We start from the raw sequence: 16,737 nt of genomic DNA, 5'->3' as shown, positions 1-16,737 counted from the left end.
GAGAGAACATGTTGATCGTCGAAGACCTCGCGCTGCTGCTGATGGACGACGAGTCCGGCACACCGGCCGCCGCGGGCACGCTCTACTACGCGGTGGGCGGCGCGGTGCTGGTGGAACTCGCCCTGGAGGGCCTCGTCGAGGTGGAGGGCGGGAAGGTGGTGACCGCGGGTGGCGGACCGCCGGAGGACCCGCTGCTGCGGTTCGGCTACGAGAAGGTCGCCGAGAAGCCCCGGTCGGTCGACTCGGTGCTGCTCAGGGTCGGTGCGGACGCGTGGGACCGGGTCGTGGGGCGGCTGGTCGAGCGCGGCTTCGTCCGCAGGGAGGAGAAGCGGGTGCTGGGCCTGTTCCGCGTGACCACCCTGCCCGCCGAGGACACCCGGCACGAGGAGGAGGTCCGGGCGCTGGTCCGCGCCGTGCTGGTCGACGGCGAGACCCCCGACTCCCGCACCGCGGCGCTCACGGCGCTGCTGTCCGCGAGCGGTGCGCTGCCCGCGCTGCGACCGCCGCTCGCGTGGTCGGGCGAGGTGTACCGGCGCGCGAAGGAGCTGGAGCGGGGCAACTGGGGCGCCGAGGCCGTGAGCACGGCGGTGACCAGGACCGCCGCCGCCATCGCCGCGTCCAGCGCCGCCGCCACCGCGGCCGTCGTGACCACGGTGACTTGATGGTCGAGCCGCGGGCGCGAGTGGTGGTCGCGCGGAGGGTTGTTCCCGACGTGCCCGTGCGGGTACGTGGTGGCGTGGTCCTCGGTCGTGTGCCGTCGTCGGGGGTCGGACGGGTGGTCGGTCGCGGCGCGAGTGGTGGTCGCGCGGAGGGTTGGTCTTGACGTGCCCGTGCGGGTACGTGGTGGCGTGGTCCTCGGTCGTGCGCCGTCGTCGGGGGTCGGACGGGTCGTCGCGGTGCTGGCTGGTGCCCTGCTGAGGGGCGGGGTCGTCGGTCGCACGGCGCTCTGCTGAGCGACCGGGGTCGTCGGTCGCGGCACGCGGACCACGCCTCCGGGGAACCAGACGACCGGTCGGGCCGACTACCCCTCCGTGCATCCCTACACACCCCCAGCGAGCGACCACCGTCGCCGCGAGCGCGCCGTCGGCGCGGTGGCCGTCGCGGTGTCGGTCCTCGCGGCGACGGTGGCCTGCGGCCAGGCCGGTGCCCCCTCGGCGTCCGGCTCGTGGACCAGCCCACCGCCCCCGGTCACCGCCGCCCCCACCGCGTACCCGTTGACCATCGACAACTGCGGGCGGACGCTCACGTTCGACCGGGCACCGAGCCGGGTCGTCCTGCTCAACGGGACGTCGGTCGGGGAGGTCGAGAGCTTCATCGCCCTGGGGATCAGCGACCGCGTGCTGGCCAACAGCCAGTCCTACGGCGTGTCCGACGACCCGGAGATGGTCGCGAAGGTGTCGGCGGTGCCCACCGGCGGGCTCACCCTCAACCAGAACTTCGAGGTGCCGAGGGAGCAGCTGCTCGCCCTCCAGCCGGACCTGGTGATCTCGACCTGGGCGGGCGGGTTCGACGAGAAGATCGGCTCGGTCAGCAGGGACCAGCTCGCGGCGGCGGGGATCAACAGCTACGTGACGCCCGCCAACTGCGCGTTCGGCGACCCGGCCCCGCGACCGGAGGACGAGGCCCGCTACCGGGCGCAGTCCACCGAGTCGTCCTCGGAGCTGCTGCTCCAACTGGGACAGGTCTTCGACGTGCAGCAGCGGGCCGCGGACCTCGTCACCGCGTCGCGCGACGACATCGCCGAGGTCGCCGCGAGGGTCGCGGGCAAACCGGCGAAGAGCGTGCTGGTCGCCTACCCCGGCATGTCCGCGATGAACGGCAACGGCCTGCCCGCGGTCTTCGGCGGCGGCGTCTACGACGACGTCATCGCGAAGGCCGGTGGCACGAACCCGTTCGGGGGCAAGACCTTCGCCGAACTCGCCGAGGTCAACATCGAGGCGCTCGCCTCGGCCCAGGTCGACGTGCTGGTGATCGGCCTCTTCCGGGGCACCGAGAACGCCGAGGCGCTCGCCGCGGACCTGTTCGCGAGGTTCCCGCAGTGGGAGGCGTCGAGGACCAGGACGTTCACCTCGGTCTCGGACAGCATCTACCTCGGCCCGCTCAACGCCGTCGCCGTGACGAGGATCGCCGATGCGGCCCACGGCGCGCAGTAGCCCGCACCTGGTGTCGGGCAGGGGTTTCCCGGTGCTCGTGGTGGCGCTGGTGGTGGCCTTGGCCGTCACCGCGGCCTTCGCCGTCGGCGTGGGCACGGTCGACGTGCCGGTCGGCAGGGTCGTCGCCGTGGTCTGGGGCCACCTCACCGGCGACACGGCGGGCCTGGACCCGTTGACCGACCAGATCGTCTGGGACTTCCGCACGCCCAGGGTGCTGCTCGCCGCGCTGGCGGGCAGCGGGCTCAGCCTCGCCGGGGTCTGCCTCCAGACGCTGGTCCGCAACCCCCTGGCCGACCCCTACCTGTTCGGCGTCTCCGCAGGGGCGTCGCTGGGCGCGGTCATCGCGCTGACCAGCGGCGTCGGCCTGGTCGCCGGGCTCGATGTCGCCGGTGCCGCGTTCGCGGGGTCGCTGACCAGCCTGGTGGTCGTGTTCGTGATGGCGCAGCGCGGAGGGCGGCTGATCGGCAGCAGCCTCGTGCTCGCCGGTGTCGCGGTGGCCTACCTGGGCACCGCCGTCACCAGCTACCTCCAGTTGCAGGCCAACCCGGCCGAACTGCGCGGCGTCATGTTCTGGCTGCTCGGCTCGGTCGCGGGCGCGTCGTGGGACGACCTCGGCGTGCTGAGCGCGGCGACGGCCGCGACCGCGATCTGGCTGACCACGCGGGGACGGTCGATGAACGCCCTGTCGGTCGGGGACGACACCGCGGCGGGGTTGGGCGTGGACGTGCACCGGCTGCGGATCCTGCTGCTGGTGGCCGCGTCGCTGCTGACCGCGGCGGTCGTCAGCGTCGCGGGCGGCATCGGCTTCGTCGGCCTGATCGTCCCGCACGCCGTGCGGCTGGTGGTCGGTCCGGACCACCGCAGGGTGTTCCCGGTGTCGCTGCTCGCGGGAGCGGTGTTCCTGGTGCTGGTCGACCTCGTCACCCGCACGGTCGACCGGCCGAACGAGGTGCCCGTCGGGATCCTCACCGCCGCGCTGGGAGCGCCGTTCTTCCTGGTGCTGCTGCGCAAGGGGAAGCGGGCGCTGCGATGAGGGTGCGGGTCGACGGTGTCTCGGTCGTCCTCGACGACACCACCGTCCTGGGCGGTGTCGACCTCGTCGCGGAGGCGTCGGCGATCACCGGGGTCGTCGGTCCGAACGGGTCCGGCAAGAGCACGCTGCTGCGGTGCGTCTACCGGGCGCTCAGGCCGACCACCGGGGCCGTCCACATCGGACAGGACGACGTGTGGCGGTCCAGCGCGCGCCGGGCGGGCCTGAGGACGGCGGTCGTCGCGCAGGACCACGACCTCGACAACGACTACTCGGTCCACGAGATCGTCACGATGGGCCGCACCCCGCACAAGGGCCTGCTGGACCGGGAGACGACGGCCGACCGCGACATCGTCGACCGCGCCCTGGAGCGGGTGCGCATGGACCGGGCGGCGCACCGGGTGTTCGCCACGCTGTCCGGTGGTGAGCGGCAGCGGGTGCTCGTGGCCAGGGCGCTGACCCAGGAGACGCCGGTCCTGCTGCTGGACGAGCCGACCAACCACCTCGACATCGGCGCGCAGCTCGAACTGCTCGACCTGGTGCGGGAGCTGGGACTCACGACCATCGCGGCGCTGCACGACCTCAACCACGCCACCGCGTACTGCGACCGGCTCCTCCTGCTGCGCGCGGGCCGCGCGGTGGCCGAGGGGACACCGGCCGAGGTGCTCGACGCCGACCGCGTCGCCGAGGTCTTCGGCGTGCGCAGCGCCGTCGTGCCCCACCCGCTGACCGGACGGCCGCACTTCGTGACGGCGTCGATGGAGGACGGGAGGGAGACCGCGACCGGGTGAGGTCAGGCGGCCCCGGTCGCGCCGAGGAAGGTCAGCACGGCGAGGACGCGGCGGTTGCTGTTGTCGTCCGGGGTGATGCCGAGCTTCGTGAAGATCGAGGTGGTGTGCTTGCTGATCGACCCCTCGCTCAGGAAGAGGCGCTGGGCGATGGCCTGGTTCGACAGGCCCTCCGCCATCAGCGCGACGACCTCGCGCTCCCGGTCGGTGAGGGCGTCGAGCGGCGAGGTGGCGCCCGCGCCCAGGATCTTCGACACGACCGCGGGGTCCAGCGACGTGCCGCCGCGGCCGACGCGCTCCACCGCCTCGATGAACTGCTCCGCCTCGAAGACCCGGTCCTTCAGGAGGTACCCGACGCCGCCGCGGCCGTCGGCGAGCAGTTCGCGCGCGTAGAGCTGCTCGATGTGCTGGGACAGCACGAGGACGCACAGGTCCGGCCGGGCCCGGCGCGCCTCCAGCGCCGCCCGGAGGCCGTCGTCGGTGTGGGTGGGGGGCATCCGCACGTCGATGACGGCCACGTCCGGTCGGTGCTCCTCCAGGGCTCGCACCGTGGCGTCCCGGTCGCCGACGGCGGCCACGACGTCGTGGCCGTACGCCTCCAGCAGCCGGACCAGTCCGTCCCGCAGCAGGTACAGGTCCTCGGCTACGACGACGCGCACGGCACCTCCGCGGTGGCGGTCGTGGGCCCGCCCGGCGGGCTGTCCACGCGCAGGGTGCCGTCGAACGCGGCGAGCCTGCTCTCGACGCCGGTCAGGCCGGACCCCCGTGACCGGTCGGCTCCGCCGCGGCCGTCGTCGGTGACGGTGACGGCGACGCCCGTCCCGGTGCGGTCGATGCCGATGTCCACGACCGTCGCACCCGAGTGCTTCACGGCGTTGGCCACGAGTTCCGCGGTCGCGAAGTACAGCGCGGACTCGACCGGTGTGTCGAGTCGACGACCCAGGGTGGAGCGCACCACCGTGCGGACGGGCGCGTCGACGGCGAGCGCGCGGACCGCGTCGACGAGACCGCGCTCCAGCAGCACGGGCGGCACGATGCCGTGCACGAGTTCGCGGAGGTCCCGCAGCGCCGCGAGCGAGGTCGCGCGGGCCTGCCGCAGCAGCGCCCTGGTCCCGGCCGGGTCGGTGTCGACCAGCCGTTCCGCGGCGCTGAGCGAGAGGCCGATGGCGACGAGGCGCGCCTGGGCGCCGTCGTGCAGGTCGCGCTCGATCCGGTGCAGCTCGGCGTCCTGGGCGCGGGTGAGGTCGGCCCGCCCCCGCACCAGCGAGGCGACCCTGGTGCTGAGCAGTTCGACGGTGGAGGGGCCGAGGACGCGGCGCGCCACCGGCCCGAGGGAGCGCCACGACCTCGGCAGCAGGGCGGTTCCGACGCCGACCGCCACGACCGAGGTGACCGGGTGCGGCGCGAGCCCGGCGACCCCGACCGCGATCAGCGCGGGCGGGATCGCGGACGCGACACCGACGGTGACGGGAGCGACCAGCAGCCAGAGCACGTCCCGCCACGCCGCGGGGTCCCGCGTCCGCCGGAGGATCCACCGCTGGCACAGCGAGAACCACCGCAGGCGCTGGTAGTCGTACCCGTTCCACCAGTAGCCCGTCGCCATCCGCGTCACCGGGACGAGCGGCTGGTACGCGGCCGGGAGTTCCCCGCCGGTCCAGCGGGCGACCAGGAACCTCGTGGCGGCGCTCACCGGGCGGGCGACCAGCACGAGCACCGCGACCAGCACCCCGAGCAGGCAGCCCGCCGCGCCAGCGGCGGTGTCGACGACGGCGGACAGGCCCGCGCCCGCGGCGACGCAGACCGCGGGCGCGAACCCGGTCAGCGCGACGAGCACGAGCGACCGCGTGAGCCCCTCGACGAGGGACCGCGCGACGACGAGGGGGCCGCCGCGAGCGTGGGACATGCCGTTCATGCTCTCGGCGGACGCGGTCCCGTGCAACCGCTTCGCCGAACAGCGGGCCTGGACCCACCTCGGCCGGACGCGCGTCAGCTCGGCGGCGCGATCGACAGGGCGTGGTGGAACACGTTCCTCGGGTCCCAGCGAGCCTTGACCCGTTGGAGCCTCGGGTAGTTGTCCTTGTAGTACAGGGTGTGCCACGTGACCCCGGACCTGTTCCACCTCGGATCGGCGGTGTCGGTGTCCGGGTAGTTGACGTAGGAGCCGTCGTTCACGGCGTTCGGGACCGGCACACCCCCGGTGTCCCGGTACATCGCGGCGTACCAGCGCCGGATCCAGTCCAGGTTCGCCCGCTCGGCTCCCGCGTCGTCCCAGGTGACGGTGTAGATCACCTTCATGACGCTGTCCCGCTGGGCCAGGGCGGTCGCGTCCGGCGCCGTGGCGTTCACCCTCCCGCCGTAGGACACCAGGATCATCACCGCGCGCTCGTTCTCGTGGTCGGTGCTGGTGAGGTAGGCGTAGGCGGTCCTGATCTGCTCGTCGGTGAACCGCCTGCGCAGGTAGGCCGCCTTCGCCTTGAACATCCCGGACTCGTCGTCCTGGCCGAGCGAACCCGCTTTCACCCCCGCCAACCACGGCAGGCGGTGCGGCGGGCGCACCACGGTCGTTCCCGCGACGCCCTCGGTGACCTCCGCGAGGTAGTCCCGCAGCAGCCGGTCGGCGTCGGGGAGGGTGCCGTCCAGCGAGACGACCATCGCGAACGCGCCGGGGTCGGCGCCGGTGGCGCGCCGGTTGACCAGCAGCGGGCTGAAGAGGCTGGCGTAGCGGGAACCGGGGGCGCTGTTGCGCTCGTGCCACTCGCCGTAGTTGCGCAGCAGCCGGTGGAACGACTCCTCGGTGGTGTCCCGCCAGCTCCACGCGACCGTCGCGCCGAGGGTGACGGCGGGCGGCCTCGGCAGCAGGCGGGCGGGATCGTCGCCGGTGGCGCCGGGCGTGCGCATCCAGTACCGGGTGACCACGCCGAAGTTGCCGCCCCCGCCCCCGGTGTGCGCCCACCACAGGTCCCGGTTCTCGTCGTCGGGCTCGCGGGTCGCGACCACCGTCCGCGCCCGTCCCGAGCGGTCCACCACGACCACCTCCACGGCGTGCAGGTAGTCCACGACGGAACCGAGCTGCCGGGACAGCGGGCCGTAGCCGCCGCCCTGCACGTGCCCGCCCGCGGCCACGCCGCCGCACTGGCCGCCGGGGATCGTGACGCCCCAACCGAGGTAGAGCCGTTCGAACACCTCCCACAGGGTGGCGCCCGCCTCGATCACGAACGCGTCGCGGCGCCGGTCGAACCCGACCTGCCGCAGCGCGGACAGGTCGATCACCACCTCCGCGCCCTCGCCCACGAAGTTCTCGTAGCAGTGCCCGCCGCTGCGGACCGTGACCCGCTTGCCCGCCCGCACGGCGTCGTCCACGGCCCGCTCGACCTGCTCGGTCGTCGTGGGCAGGCGGAAGTGCTCGGGGCGCGGGAAGAACCGCTCGCTCGTGCGGCGCAGCACGAGGTCCTCGTAGCGCGGGTCGCCCCGCGGGACCAGGACCGCCTCGCCCTCGGCGGGTGCGGCGGCCGCGGTCGCCCGGTACCCGATCAGCGCCGCTCCTCCGAGCGCCGCGGTGCCCGCGATGAACCCGCGGCGGGTGTGGTCAGCCATGACTTCTCCGAACTGCGCGTCGATGTGTGGCGCCGACGCTAGGGAGGGCGAACCGACGGCGACACCCGTCCAGACCCCGTCCGGGGTGGGGCTGAACCCACGCCGCGGCGGCCGTCGGGCTGTTGCCGTCGCGGTCGCCGGGGACGGCTCTCGTCCCAGCGGTTCCCGTGCACCGCCTCACCGCGCCGGACCGCGACGCGGCCGAGCCCGCGGTGCTGGAGCAGCGCCGCGGCCACCTGGGACCGGCCCGCGCTGAGGACGCGGACGAACAGCGCTTCGGGGATCCCGCTCACCGGTGGTGTCCTCCTCGCGGCCCGGTGCCGTGCACGGGGGAGCGCGGCAGGTCGCGTCGACCTCCGCCCACCGGGGACCCGCGGTCCGGCACGCTCCCCCCGCGTGCCGGACCGCTCCACCCGGTCAGCGCGCGCCGGGTGCGTTCAGGGTGAGCACCTGCGGCTCGGTGGGGGCGCAGCAGCCGCCACCCCCGGCCTCCGGTGCGTCGAAGTCGCCCGAGCCGCCGCAGACACCGGTCTCGGGCAGCGTCAGCTCCACGCGCTCGGCCGCGGCGTCGTCACCGGCCAGCTTGGCCACGACGCTGCGCACCTGCTCGTAGCCGGTCAGCGCCAGGAACGTCGGCGCGCGCCCGTAGCTCTTCATCCCGACCAGGTACACGCCCGGCTCCGGCTGGGCCAGCTCGGTGGCGCCGTGCGGGTACACCGTGCCGCACGAGTGGGAGTTCGGGTCGATCAGCGGCGCCAGCGCGGTCGGCGCCTGCAACACCGGGTCGAGGTCCAGCCTGGTCTCCGAGAGCCACGACAGGTCCGGCCGGAACCCGGTCAGCGCCACGACCTCGTCCACCGGCTCCAGGCGGTGCCCGTCCACCGACACGAGCGCGAGCCCGTCGCCGTCGCGCTCGACCCCGGCCGTGCGGAACCCGGTGACGGTCTCGACCCGGCCGGCCCGCACGGCTTCTCGCGCGCGCAGGCCCAGCGCGCCGCGAGCCGGTAGCTGGTCGGCGTCGCCACCGCCGAAGACGCCGCCGACCGCGCCGCGGCGCAGCAGCCAGACGACCTCGGTGCCCGGCAGTTCCGTCAACGCCACCAGCGCGGTGAGCGCGGAGTGCCCGCTGCCCGCCACCGCCACGCGCCTGCCCGCGTACCGCGCCGCCACCTCCGGGTCGCGCGTGTCCGGGACCCGGTAGGAGATCCGGTCGGCGGCGGCGCGCTCGCCGATCGCGGGCAGCCCGTCGCCGCCCAGCGGGTTCGGCGTGGTCCAGGTGCCGGAGGCGTCGATGAGCCCCCTGGCGGTGAGGCGCTCCTCCGCGCCGTCGGCGGTGACGACGTGGACCGTCAGCGGTTCGGTCTCGCGACCGGCGTCGACGATCCGGTCACGGCCGCGTCGGGCGACGCCGACGACCTCGGTGTCGAACCGCACCGCGTCGCCCAGCACCGCGGCCAGCGGCCCGAGGTAGCGCTCGACCCACTCGGCACCGGTCGGGTAGCCCTCGGTCGGGCGCCGCCAGCCGGTGGGCTCCAGCAGGCGGGCGGCGGCCGGGTCGACCAGCTCGGGCCACGCCGAGAACAGGCGCACGTGGTGCCACCTCGCCACCGCCGCGCCCGCTCCGGGCCCGGCCTCCAGCACCAGCGGTGTGATCCCGCGTTCGACCAGGTGCGCCGCCGCGGCCAGCCCGACCGGGCCCGCACCCACCACTACCACCGGCAAGTCAGTCATCGAACGTCCCCATTCATCGATCTCCGTCGATCCAGCGGAGCGACTGTATCGACCGGCTTCGATTGACGCAACCATCGATCCGAGTCGATAATCGACCGCATGACGACCACGACCCCCCAACTCGGCTCGCTCGCACCGCAGGACGCGGCGACCTACGCCGAGTGGTTCGCCTGCCTGGCCGAGCCCACCAGGGTGCGGCTGCTGCACGCCGTCGCGGTCGCGAGCAGGCCGGTCAGCGTGGGGGAGCTGACCGAGCAGCTCGGCATCAGCCAGTCCACCTGCTCCCACCACGTGCGCAAGCTGGCCGACGTCGGCTTCGTCGGGCTGCGCAAGCAGGGCACGACGACGCTCGTCACCGTGAACCCGTCGTGCTGCACCGGTCTGCCGCACGCCGCCGACGCCGTGATGGGCATGCTCGCCCCGGCGCCGTGCTGCCCGAGCGACGTGCCCGACGACGTCGTCGTGCGCGACCTGCGGGCCGACGACTGGGCCGCCGTGCGCCGGGTCTACGCCGAGGGCATCGCCACCGGGGACGCCACCTTCGAGACCGAGGTGCCCTCCCGCGCGAGCCTGGACGCCCGGTGGCTGCCGGGGCACCGCTGGGTCGCCGAGGTCGACGGCCGGGTCGCGGGCTGGGCCGCGGCGACGGCCGTGTCGGCCCGCGACTGCTACTCGGGCGTCGCGGAGACCTCGGTGTACGTCGGCGACGGCTTCCGCGGCCGGGGCGTCGGCAAGGCGTTGCTGCGCAAGCAGGTGGTGGCCGCCGACGCGGACGGCCTGTGGACCCTCCAGACGTCGATCTTCCCGGAGAACCGCACGAGCCTCGCCCTGCACCACAGTGCCGGCTACCGCACGCTCGGTGTCCGCGACCGCATCGCCCAGCACCACGGTCGTTGGCGCGACACCGTCTTCCTCGAACGCCGCAGCCGATCGGACGCCGCTCCGGCAGCGGGGTGAGACGCGCCCGCGGCGCGTCCGGTCCGGGGTGGACTCGTCGCGCCCCGCCTGCCCGCCGCGGGGCCAACGTCATCGAAGACCCGGGACCAACCGCACTGCCCGCGGGGTGCGGACGGCGAAAGCCTTGTCCCGTGAACGCCACCGCGTCGGCCGCGCGCTGACGCGGGCCTGTCGGCGGGCGGACGGGAGGTGGGTGGGGTGCGGGAACCCTTGGTGGAGTTCGTGATGACCAGGGCGGTCGTCACGGCGCGGCCGGACGCGACCTTCACGGAGGTCGCGGAACTGCTGGCGGACAACGGGATCAGCGCGGTCCCGGTCGTCGACGACCGGGGAGCGCCGATCGGCGTGGTCTCCGAGGCCGACCTCCTCGTCAAGCAGGAGTACTGGAGCGGCGGCCGGGACAGTCCGGGAAGGATCGCGGGCCGCGCCAGGAGGGCGAGGTGGCGCAGGTCGCTCGGCACCACGGCGAACGACGTGATGTCGTGGCCGGTGCTCACGATCGACCCCGGCGCACCGGTCAGCGAGGCGGCCGCGACGCTGGCCGAGGCGAACGTGCGCCGCCTGTTCGTGGTCGACCGCGACGGCGCGCTGGTCGGCGTGCTCACCCGGCTCGACCTGCTGCGCGCCTACCTGCGCGACGACGGCGACCTGCGCGAGGAGGTGCGGCGGTTCGTGTTCCGCACGGTGCTCCGGGTCGACCCGGACGCGGTGGACGTGGTGGTCGACGCGGGGGTGGTGACGCTGTCGGGGCAGCTCGACCGCCGCGGCGAGGTCGACATCGCGGTCGCGCTGACGCGCGCTCTGCCCGGTGTCGTCGAGGTGCGCGGCGAGTTGGTCCACCGGTTCGAGGACCCGTGACGGGCCTGGCCGTCGCGGGACACCGCGGGAGGCGATGACCTGGCGGAGCTGGCCGCCACGGGTGCTCGACCACCGGGTCGCGCAGCGTTCCGGTGGTCGGGGACGGTCGGCTCGTCGGCGTCGTGACCCGCCGCGACGTGCCTGCCGCGGTCCGCCGCGACGACCGGACCGTCCCCGCCGAGGCCCGCCACCGCCTGGCCCGCTACGGCGACCCGTCCGGTGGCGGGTCGCGGTCACCGGGGGCCGCGTGGACGTCGTCGACCTGGAGCGGTACGTCGTGCCGGTGCTCGTCAGCGCGGTGCCCGGCGTGGTCTCCGTCCACGACCCGTGGCACCACCGTCACGAAGCCTCCCGCGCGAGCTGCGCGGCGACGTCCAGCACCCGTTCGCGCTCCGCGGGCGTGCCCACGGCCGAGACGACCAGGTCGGTGGCCCCGGCGTCGCCGAACCGCCGCAGCTCGGCCAGCACGTGCTCCTCGTCGCCCGCGACCACGGTGTCGGCCGGACCCGCCAGTCCGCCGCGGTCGAGGACGGCGCGGTAGGCGGGCAGGTCGCCGACCAGCGCGAAGTCCCTGGCGACGCCCTCGCGCAGGCCGTCGGGGTCGGAGGTCACCGACACCACCACCGTCACGACCACCCGCGCCCCGTCTCCGAGGCTGGGGACGAGGTGGTCGGCGACGGTGTCCGGGCGCACCCACACCGCGATGGTGCCCTCGGCCAGGTCCCGCGCCACCGCGAGCATCCTCGGGCCCAGCGCCGACAGCAGCACCGGCGGCGGGGTCGCCCGGACGAGCGGGCCCGTGTCGACGGTGAAGTGCTCACCCCGGAACGCCACCGTTTCGCCGCGCAGCAGCGGCCGGAGGACCTCCAGGTACTCGCGGGTGTGGCGGGCGGGGGAGGTGTAGGGCAGGCCGAGCGCGCCGGTCACGTGCACCGCGTGGCCGGGACCGATCCCCAGGGTGAGCCTGCCGCCGGTGAGCGCCTGCACGGTCAGCGCCTCCGTCGCCAGTGCGACCGGGTGCCGCGGGTACGTCGGCACCACGGCCGTGCCGAGTTCGGCGGGCCCGTCGGGCAGCGCGCTCAGGACGGTCAACGGGTCCCACCCGCCGGGTTGCTGGTTGGTCCACGCGCCGTGCAGCCCGCGCGCGGCGGCGTCGGCCGCGCCCCGTGCGAAGTCGCCGATGTCGTCGGCCGCCGTGAGATGTGCTCCGATCCTCATGGGACGACCCCACCAGCCCGCCGGGCCGCGAACCAGACCCGATGATCACGCGCAGCGATAACATCGCGTGATCGTCGAGTGGTCGGGGGCACGGTGGAGCTGCGGGCGCTGCGGTACTTCGTCACGGTCGCGGAGGAGCTGCACTTCGGTCGGGCCGCTCAGCGGCTGGGCATCGTGCAGCCCGCCGTCAGCCAGCAGATCGCCCGGCTGGAACGGGAGCTGGGCGCGCGGCTGCTCGACCGCACGCCCCGCCGGGTCCGCCTCACCGCCGCCGGGCGCCGGGTGCTGGTCGCGGCGCGGGAGGCGCTGGAGGCGGCGGACCGGGTCAGGGCCGCGGTCGACGCCCCGACCGGCGTCCTGCGCATCGGCACGACCAGCGGTCTCACCGACCGGCTCGAACGCGGGCTCGACGTCCTGCGGGAACGCACCCCGGACTTCGAGGCCGTCCTGGTCGACCTCCCGGTGCCCGCCCGGCTGGCGGCGGTGCGCGGTGGTGATCTCGACCTTGCGCTGGTGCGCGGTGTGGTGTCCGCGCCGGGGGTGAGGGTGCTGCCCGCGTGGACGGAGCCGCTGCGCGCGGTCGTGTCGCACCGCCACCCGCTCGCCGACCGCGCCGTCGTGTCCATCCGCGACCTGGCTGACGGCGTGCTGCGCCTGGTCTCCCGGCAGTGCGACCCGGCGCTCAACGACGTCGTCACGGCGGCGCTGCGCGAGGCGGGCGCGAGCCCCCGGCTGGGTCGCCCCACCGGCACGACGCAGGACACGATCGTGGAGATCGGCGCGGACCCCGACAGCTGGACCCTGCTGCCCGCCGACCAGGTCCGGGCAGGTGGTTCCACCCGCGTGCGGGCGATCCCGCTCGACCCGCCCGTGTCGGTCGTGGGCAGCGTGGTGGCCCCGGACGCGTTCGCCGACGGGTGCGCGGCGAACGCCGTGGCCGCCTTCCGCGACGCGGCCTGCGCGGACGTTCCCGGCCCTTCCGGGCCGTAGGTCCCGCGCGGCAGGGTCCGAGCGCACCGGACCGGCGGCTCGTCCCGCGCCGCCGGTCCGGCGGCGCGCCCCCGCGGTCGGCTCTCCCCGTCGGTTTCGGAGGAAATGGATTCCGCATTTCGACGGTGACATTCTCCACGGCACCGGATTCGGTTCGGCGCGTTCTCAGCCGCCGCCGTCGCTATCGGGAGCCAGCAGTCGGAGCACGACGTCCCGATCGTTCATCCCGCGGGTTTCGCCCGTGGAACCGGCGTCGAACCAGGAATTCACCTCGGCGTCCGCTCCGGTCGAGGTGTCCTCCTCGGGCGGCCAGCCGCGGTAGCGCACGGTGGCGAGCACCTCGGCCCCCTCGACGGTCCGCGCGGCCAGGTCGAGCGCCACCGCGCGGGTGATCCCGAACGTGGCCGCGGTCGACACCGCGTCGGGGACCCACCGGGCCACCGCGTCGACCGTCGCGCTCGACGGCGACGCGGAGCTGTCGAACGCGACGGTGCCGACCAGACCGTGTTCGGCGACGGCGGCGCCGAACACGGACAGGACGGTGTCGAACGACCGGTCTCGGCCGGTGCGGGCCTGCTCGCTCGCCACGACGCGCGCCCGGCTCGTGATCCGGTCCGCCTCCAGGACGGCCGAGTCGATCCGCTTCGAGAACGCGTCGGGCACGTGGGACTTCAGCGAGCACAGCGTCGAGGTGATCGCGAACAGGCTGCCCGCGATGTCGCCGTAGACGCGCGCCACCACGTCCCTGGCGCTGTCCGCGGGCGTGGCGCACCGGACGACCTGCGAGTTCGGCACCAGCAGCGCCCACGCCAGGTGTTCGGCGAACGCGGTCGCCATCTCGCGGTCCGCCTCGCCGAAGCCCGCCCGCCCCGGTGAGCGGGTCAGCAGGAGCGCCGCCTGGAACTCGCCTCCGCTGTACGCGGGGGCGACGACGCAGGGGCCCACGGTGCTCGACCTCGCTGACTGGCAGGTGCGCTCGTCCAGCGTCACCTCGTCGATCAGCAGGGTCCGGGCCGCCTCGACCGCGAGCGCCGTGACCGAGCCCCCGAGGGGCAGCACGCTGTTCTCCCAGCCGCTCAGGTCGCCGGTCGCGACGACGACGCGGACCCAGTCGCCGTCGTGGAACGGCACGGTGAGCGCCGCGGTGGTCGCGCCGCCGTGCACGCGGGCGCACTCCACGAGCGAGCGCGTCAGCGCGAGCGGGTCGGACAGCGGACTGGCACCGGACAGCAGGGCGCCCAGGGCGCTCCGCCACACCCCGTTCGCCGCGGGACCGGTGTCGGCGTGCGACGCGGCCACGTCGGGTTCATCCGAATTCATTCTTTTCCCACCGAATTGTGGTTCCACTGGCCGATCAGACTATCGGAAATAAGGTATTTGATCTCTCAACGGTACTCCCCGGAGGAATGCCGGGCGGATTCGTCCGCAGGAGTACCCGAACGGACCACCAGTGGCGGAGGCGTTGAGCGGAACGGGGCCGTCCCGGGTCCGAAGTCCCGTGCGAGTCGGTCGGTTGGACCCTCACCGCGCCCGTCCCGGTGGGCGAGCGTGGAGGTGGACGACCCCTGGGTGCTCGACGTCCGCGCCCGTCGGGACGCGGGCGGGTTCGAGCGCCACACCACGAGGAGGCGCGATGACCACGGCGGCGGCAGGCTACCCGGTGCGGGTGCGCGGGAGGCTCGATCCTGGACTGAGCCGGTGGCTCTGGCTGGTCAAGTGGTTCCTGGCGGTCCCGCACCACGTCGTGCTGGTGTTCCTGTGGTTCGGGTTCGCGGCGTGCACGGTGCTGGCGTTCTTCGGCATCCTGGTGACCGGCCGCTACCCGCGCCCCCTGTTCCACTTCACCCTCGGCGTGCTGCGCTGGACCTGGCGCGTCGCCTACTACACCTACGGCGCGCTGGGCACCGACCGGTACCCGCCCTTCACGCTCGGCGCGGTGCCCGACTACCCGGCGACCCTGGACATCGCCTACCCCGAGCACCTGTCGCGCGGTCTGGTGCTGGTCAAGTGGTGGCTGCTGGCGATCCCGCACTACCTCGTCCTCGCGGTCTTCCTCGGCGGCGGCGGGTACGCGGCGGCGCGGGCGGGGGAGTGGGCCTACGGCGCGGGCGGCGGACTGGTGGCCCTCGCCGCCGTGTTCGCCGGGGTGGGGCTGCTCTTCACCGGCCGCTACCCGAGCGGCCTCTTCGACCTCCTGCTCGGGATGGACAGGTGGGCGCTGCGCGTCGCCGCGTACGCGGGCCTGATGACCGACGCCTACCCGCCGTTCCGCCTGGACCTCGGCGGCGACGAACCCGGCGCCACGACGATCGACCAGGTGCCGCCGCCGCAGCCGCCCCGCGCGGACGGGTGGTCCGGCGGTCGGGTCGCGGCCGCCGTGGTCGGGGCCCTGCTGCTCGGCCTGGGGGCGCTGGTCTCCGCGGTCGGGACGGTCGGGCTCTGGGCCGACGCGACCCAGCGCGACAGCGCCGGGTACCTCGACACCGGGACGGAGTCCTTCCGCACCGACGGGTACGCGGTGTCGTTCGGCGCGGTGGACCTGAGCTGGACCGACCCGCGGTGGCAGATCGGCGGGGACTGGCTCGGCGAGGTCGAGCTGCGGGTGGACCGGGACGTGTTCGTCGGCATCGGCCGCGCGGACGACGTGGCCCGGTACCTCTCCGGTGTCGAGCACGACGAGGTGGTGCTGGGCGGGAACGACGTCGACCAGCGGCACCGGGCGGGCGGTCCGCCGCCCGGAGAGCCCGGTGCCCAGTCGGTGTGGGTGGCGTCCGGGACCGGATCGCTGACCTGGCGCGCGGAACGGGGCACGTGGGCGGTGGCCGTGCTCAACGAGGACGGCGGCCGGGTGGTCGACACCGACCTGTCCGCACGGGCGACCGTCCCCGCGCTCGGACCGATCTCGCTGGCACTGCTGGTGGGCGGTGTCCTGGTCCTGGCGCTCGGCGGGACGACCCTGCTCGTCGCCGCGGTCCGCGCGTCGCGCCACCAGGCCGCGCCGCCGGTCGAGACCGAGCAGCCCGCGCCGCCGGAACGGACGTAGCGCCACGCCGGGGGCGCACCGCTCACCCCGACGAGCGGTGCGCCCCCGGCGTGGCCGACCACGGGGCGGTTCCAGGAGGAGTGCCGAACGTCATCGGCGGTCTGGGACCAAGCGCTCTGCCGTCCGGCGGCGGAGGGCGGGAACCTCGGGGGCGGAAGCGAAGCGGGCGTGGTGCGGTCCACCTAGGCCGAGCGCGAGCACCAGAGCCGAAGCCGCACCGCGGGGAGGAGCCGGCATGAAGATCGACGAGATCATCACCGAAGCGCGCGACGCGATCACGGTGCGGCGGGTGTACTCCGAGCCGTACGAGCGCGACGGCGTCACCGTGATCACCGCGGCCTCCGTCGGCGGCGGGGGCGGTGCCGGGCTCGGCGA

General features: G+C 74.6%; 15 protein-coding genes. 8 read left to right on the top strand and 7 right to left on the bottom strand.

The window, feature by feature from the left end; all coding sequences use genetic code 11:
* Positions 1-8 precede the first annotated feature (8 nt).
* From VFZ92_RS28180 to VFZ92_RS28165, 4 genes are all read left to right on the top strand, one after another.
* Complete coding sequence (locus VFZ92_RS28180) at positions 9-662, top strand: GOLPH3/VPS74 family protein (protein ID WP_330879080.1); 654 nt, start codon at positions 9-11, stop codon at positions 660-662.
* A gap of 429 nt (positions 663-1,091) precedes the next feature.
* Positions 1,092-2,153, top strand: a complete 1,062-nt coding sequence (locus VFZ92_RS28175) for an ABC transporter substrate-binding protein (protein WP_330879079.1) — start codon at positions 1,092-1,094, stop codon at positions 2,151-2,153.
* On the top strand, positions 2,131-3,186 hold the full coding sequence (locus tag VFZ92_RS28170) for an iron ABC transporter permease (RefSeq protein WP_330879078.1): 1,056 nt from the start codon (positions 2,131-2,133) through the stop codon (positions 3,184-3,186). The genes VFZ92_RS28175 and VFZ92_RS28170 overlap by 23 nt, the downstream gene beginning before the upstream one ends.
* Positions 3,183-3,974, top strand: coding sequence for an ABC transporter ATP-binding protein (locus tag VFZ92_RS28165; RefSeq protein ID WP_330879077.1), 792 nt, complete (start codon positions 3,183-3,185; stop codon positions 3,972-3,974). Before VFZ92_RS28170 ends, VFZ92_RS28165 begins: the two co-directional genes overlap by 4 nt.
* A 2-nt stretch (positions 3,975-3,976) precedes the next feature.
* On the opposite strand, the gene VFZ92_RS28160 is transcribed toward VFZ92_RS28165, so the two are convergent.
* The 4 genes from VFZ92_RS28160 to VFZ92_RS28145 form a co-directional block, all read right to left on the bottom strand.
* On the bottom strand, positions 3,977-4,630 hold the full coding sequence (locus tag VFZ92_RS28160) for a response regulator transcription factor (RefSeq protein WP_330879076.1): 654 nt from the start codon (positions 4,628-4,630) through the stop codon (positions 3,977-3,979).
* Complete coding sequence (locus VFZ92_RS28155) at positions 4,615-5,874, bottom strand: sensor histidine kinase (RefSeq protein ID WP_330879075.1); 1,260 nt, start codon at positions 5,872-5,874, stop codon at positions 4,615-4,617. The genes VFZ92_RS28160 and VFZ92_RS28155 overlap by 16 nt, the downstream gene beginning before the upstream one ends.
* A gap of 83 nt (positions 5,875-5,957) precedes the next feature.
* Positions 5,958-7,565, bottom strand: coding sequence for an FAD-binding oxidoreductase (locus VFZ92_RS28150; protein ID WP_330879074.1), 1,608 nt, complete (start codon positions 7,563-7,565; stop codon positions 5,958-5,960).
* 417 nt (positions 7,566-7,982) lie between these two features.
* Positions 7,983-9,296, bottom strand: coding sequence for an NAD(P)-binding domain-containing protein (locus tag VFZ92_RS28145; RefSeq protein WP_330879073.1), 1,314 nt, complete (start codon positions 9,294-9,296; stop codon positions 7,983-7,985).
* Positions 9,297-9,395: 99 nt separating this feature from the next.
* Here VFZ92_RS28145 and VFZ92_RS28140 point away from each other — a divergent pair, with 99 nt between their 5' ends.
* Positions 9,396-10,253 carry a metalloregulator ArsR/SmtB family transcription factor gene (locus VFZ92_RS28140; protein WP_330879072.1) on the top strand — a complete coding sequence of 286 codons (858 nt, stop codon included), beginning with the start codon at positions 9,396-9,398 and terminating at the stop codon, positions 10,251-10,253.
* A 198-nt stretch (positions 10,254-10,451) separates the two neighbouring features.
* Positions 10,452-11,111, top strand: coding sequence for a CBS domain-containing protein (locus VFZ92_RS28135; protein ID WP_330879071.1), 660 nt, complete (start codon positions 10,452-10,454; stop codon positions 11,109-11,111).
* A gap of 202 nt (positions 11,112-11,313) precedes the next feature.
* Here the strand turns inward: VFZ92_RS28135 and VFZ92_RS28130 are convergent, their stop codons facing one another.
* Positions 11,314-11,454, bottom strand: coding sequence for a hypothetical protein (locus tag VFZ92_RS28130; RefSeq protein WP_330879070.1), 141 nt, complete (start codon positions 11,452-11,454; stop codon positions 11,314-11,316).
* A complete protein-coding gene (locus tag VFZ92_RS28125) occupies positions 11,451-12,329 on the bottom strand; it encodes a TIGR03564 family F420-dependent LLM class oxidoreductase (protein WP_330879069.1) in 879 nt (292 codons plus the stop codon). Before VFZ92_RS28125 ends, VFZ92_RS28130 begins: the two co-directional genes overlap by 4 nt.
* 78 nt (positions 12,330-12,407) lie before the next feature.
* Between VFZ92_RS28125 and VFZ92_RS28120 the strand changes: the two genes are divergently transcribed.
* A complete protein-coding gene (locus tag VFZ92_RS28120; RefSeq protein WP_330879068.1) occupies positions 12,408-13,319 on the top strand; it encodes a LysR family transcriptional regulator in 912 nt (303 codons plus the stop codon).
* A 165-nt stretch (positions 13,320-13,484) separates the two neighbouring features.
* On the opposite strand, the gene VFZ92_RS28115 is transcribed toward VFZ92_RS28120, so the two are convergent.
* Positions 13,485-14,639: a GAF domain-containing protein gene (locus VFZ92_RS28115; RefSeq protein WP_330879067.1), complete on the bottom strand. Its 1,155-nt coding sequence runs from the start codon at positions 14,637-14,639 to the stop codon at positions 13,485-13,487.
* A gap of 313 nt (positions 14,640-14,952) precedes the next feature.
* Here VFZ92_RS28115 and VFZ92_RS28110 point away from each other — a divergent pair, with 313 nt between their 5' ends.
* On the top strand, positions 14,953-16,362 hold the full coding sequence (locus VFZ92_RS28110) for a DUF4389 domain-containing protein (RefSeq protein ID WP_330879066.1): 1,410 nt from the start codon (positions 14,953-14,955) through the stop codon (positions 16,360-16,362).
* Positions 16,363-16,737: the final 375 nt, after the last annotated feature.

Source organism: Umezawaea sp., from assembly GCF_036375055.1.
In the GTDB taxonomy this organism is placed as follows: domain Bacteria; phylum Actinomycetota; class Actinomycetes; order Mycobacteriales; family Pseudonocardiaceae; genus Umezawaea.
This window is presented reverse-complemented; position numbering and strand designations above follow the sequence as displayed.

Excerpts from the sequence above, each read along its gene's own strand:
- VFZ92_RS28180 (WP_330879080.1), top strand. The coding sequence starts at position 9 with ATGTTGATCGTCGAAGACCTCGCGCTGCTGCTGATGGACGACGAGTCC.
- VFZ92_RS28170 (WP_330879078.1), top strand. The coding sequence starts at position 2,131 with ATGCGGCCCACGGCGCGCAGTAGCCCGCACCTGGTGTCGGGCAGGGGT.
- VFZ92_RS28165 (WP_330879077.1), top strand. The coding sequence starts at position 3,183 with ATGAGGGTGCGGGTCGACGGTGTCTCGGTCGTCCTCGACGACACCACC.
- VFZ92_RS28155 (WP_330879075.1), bottom strand. The coding sequence starts at position 5,874 with ATGTCCCACGCTCGCGGCGGCCCCCTCGTCGTCGCGCGGTCCCTCGTC.
- VFZ92_RS28150 (WP_330879074.1), bottom strand. The coding sequence starts at position 7,565 with ATGGCTGACCACACCCGCCGCGGGTTCATCGCGGGCACCGCGGCGCTC.
- VFZ92_RS28145 (WP_330879073.1), bottom strand. The coding sequence starts at position 9,296 with ATGACTGACTTGCCGGTGGTAGTGGTGGGTGCGGGCCCGGTCGGGCTG.
- VFZ92_RS28140 (WP_330879072.1), top strand. The coding sequence starts at position 9,396 with ATGACGACCACGACCCCCCAACTCGGCTCGCTCGCACCGCAGGACGCG.
- VFZ92_RS28125 (WP_330879069.1), bottom strand. The coding sequence starts at position 12,329 with ATGAGGATCGGAGCACATCTCACGGCGGCCGACGACATCGGCGACTTC.
- VFZ92_RS28115 (WP_330879067.1), bottom strand. The coding sequence starts at position 14,639 with ATGAATTCGGATGAACCCGACGTGGCCGCGTCGCACGCCGACACCGGT.
- VFZ92_RS28110 (WP_330879066.1), top strand. The coding sequence starts at position 14,953 with ATGACCACGGCGGCGGCAGGCTACCCGGTGCGGGTGCGCGGGAGGCTC.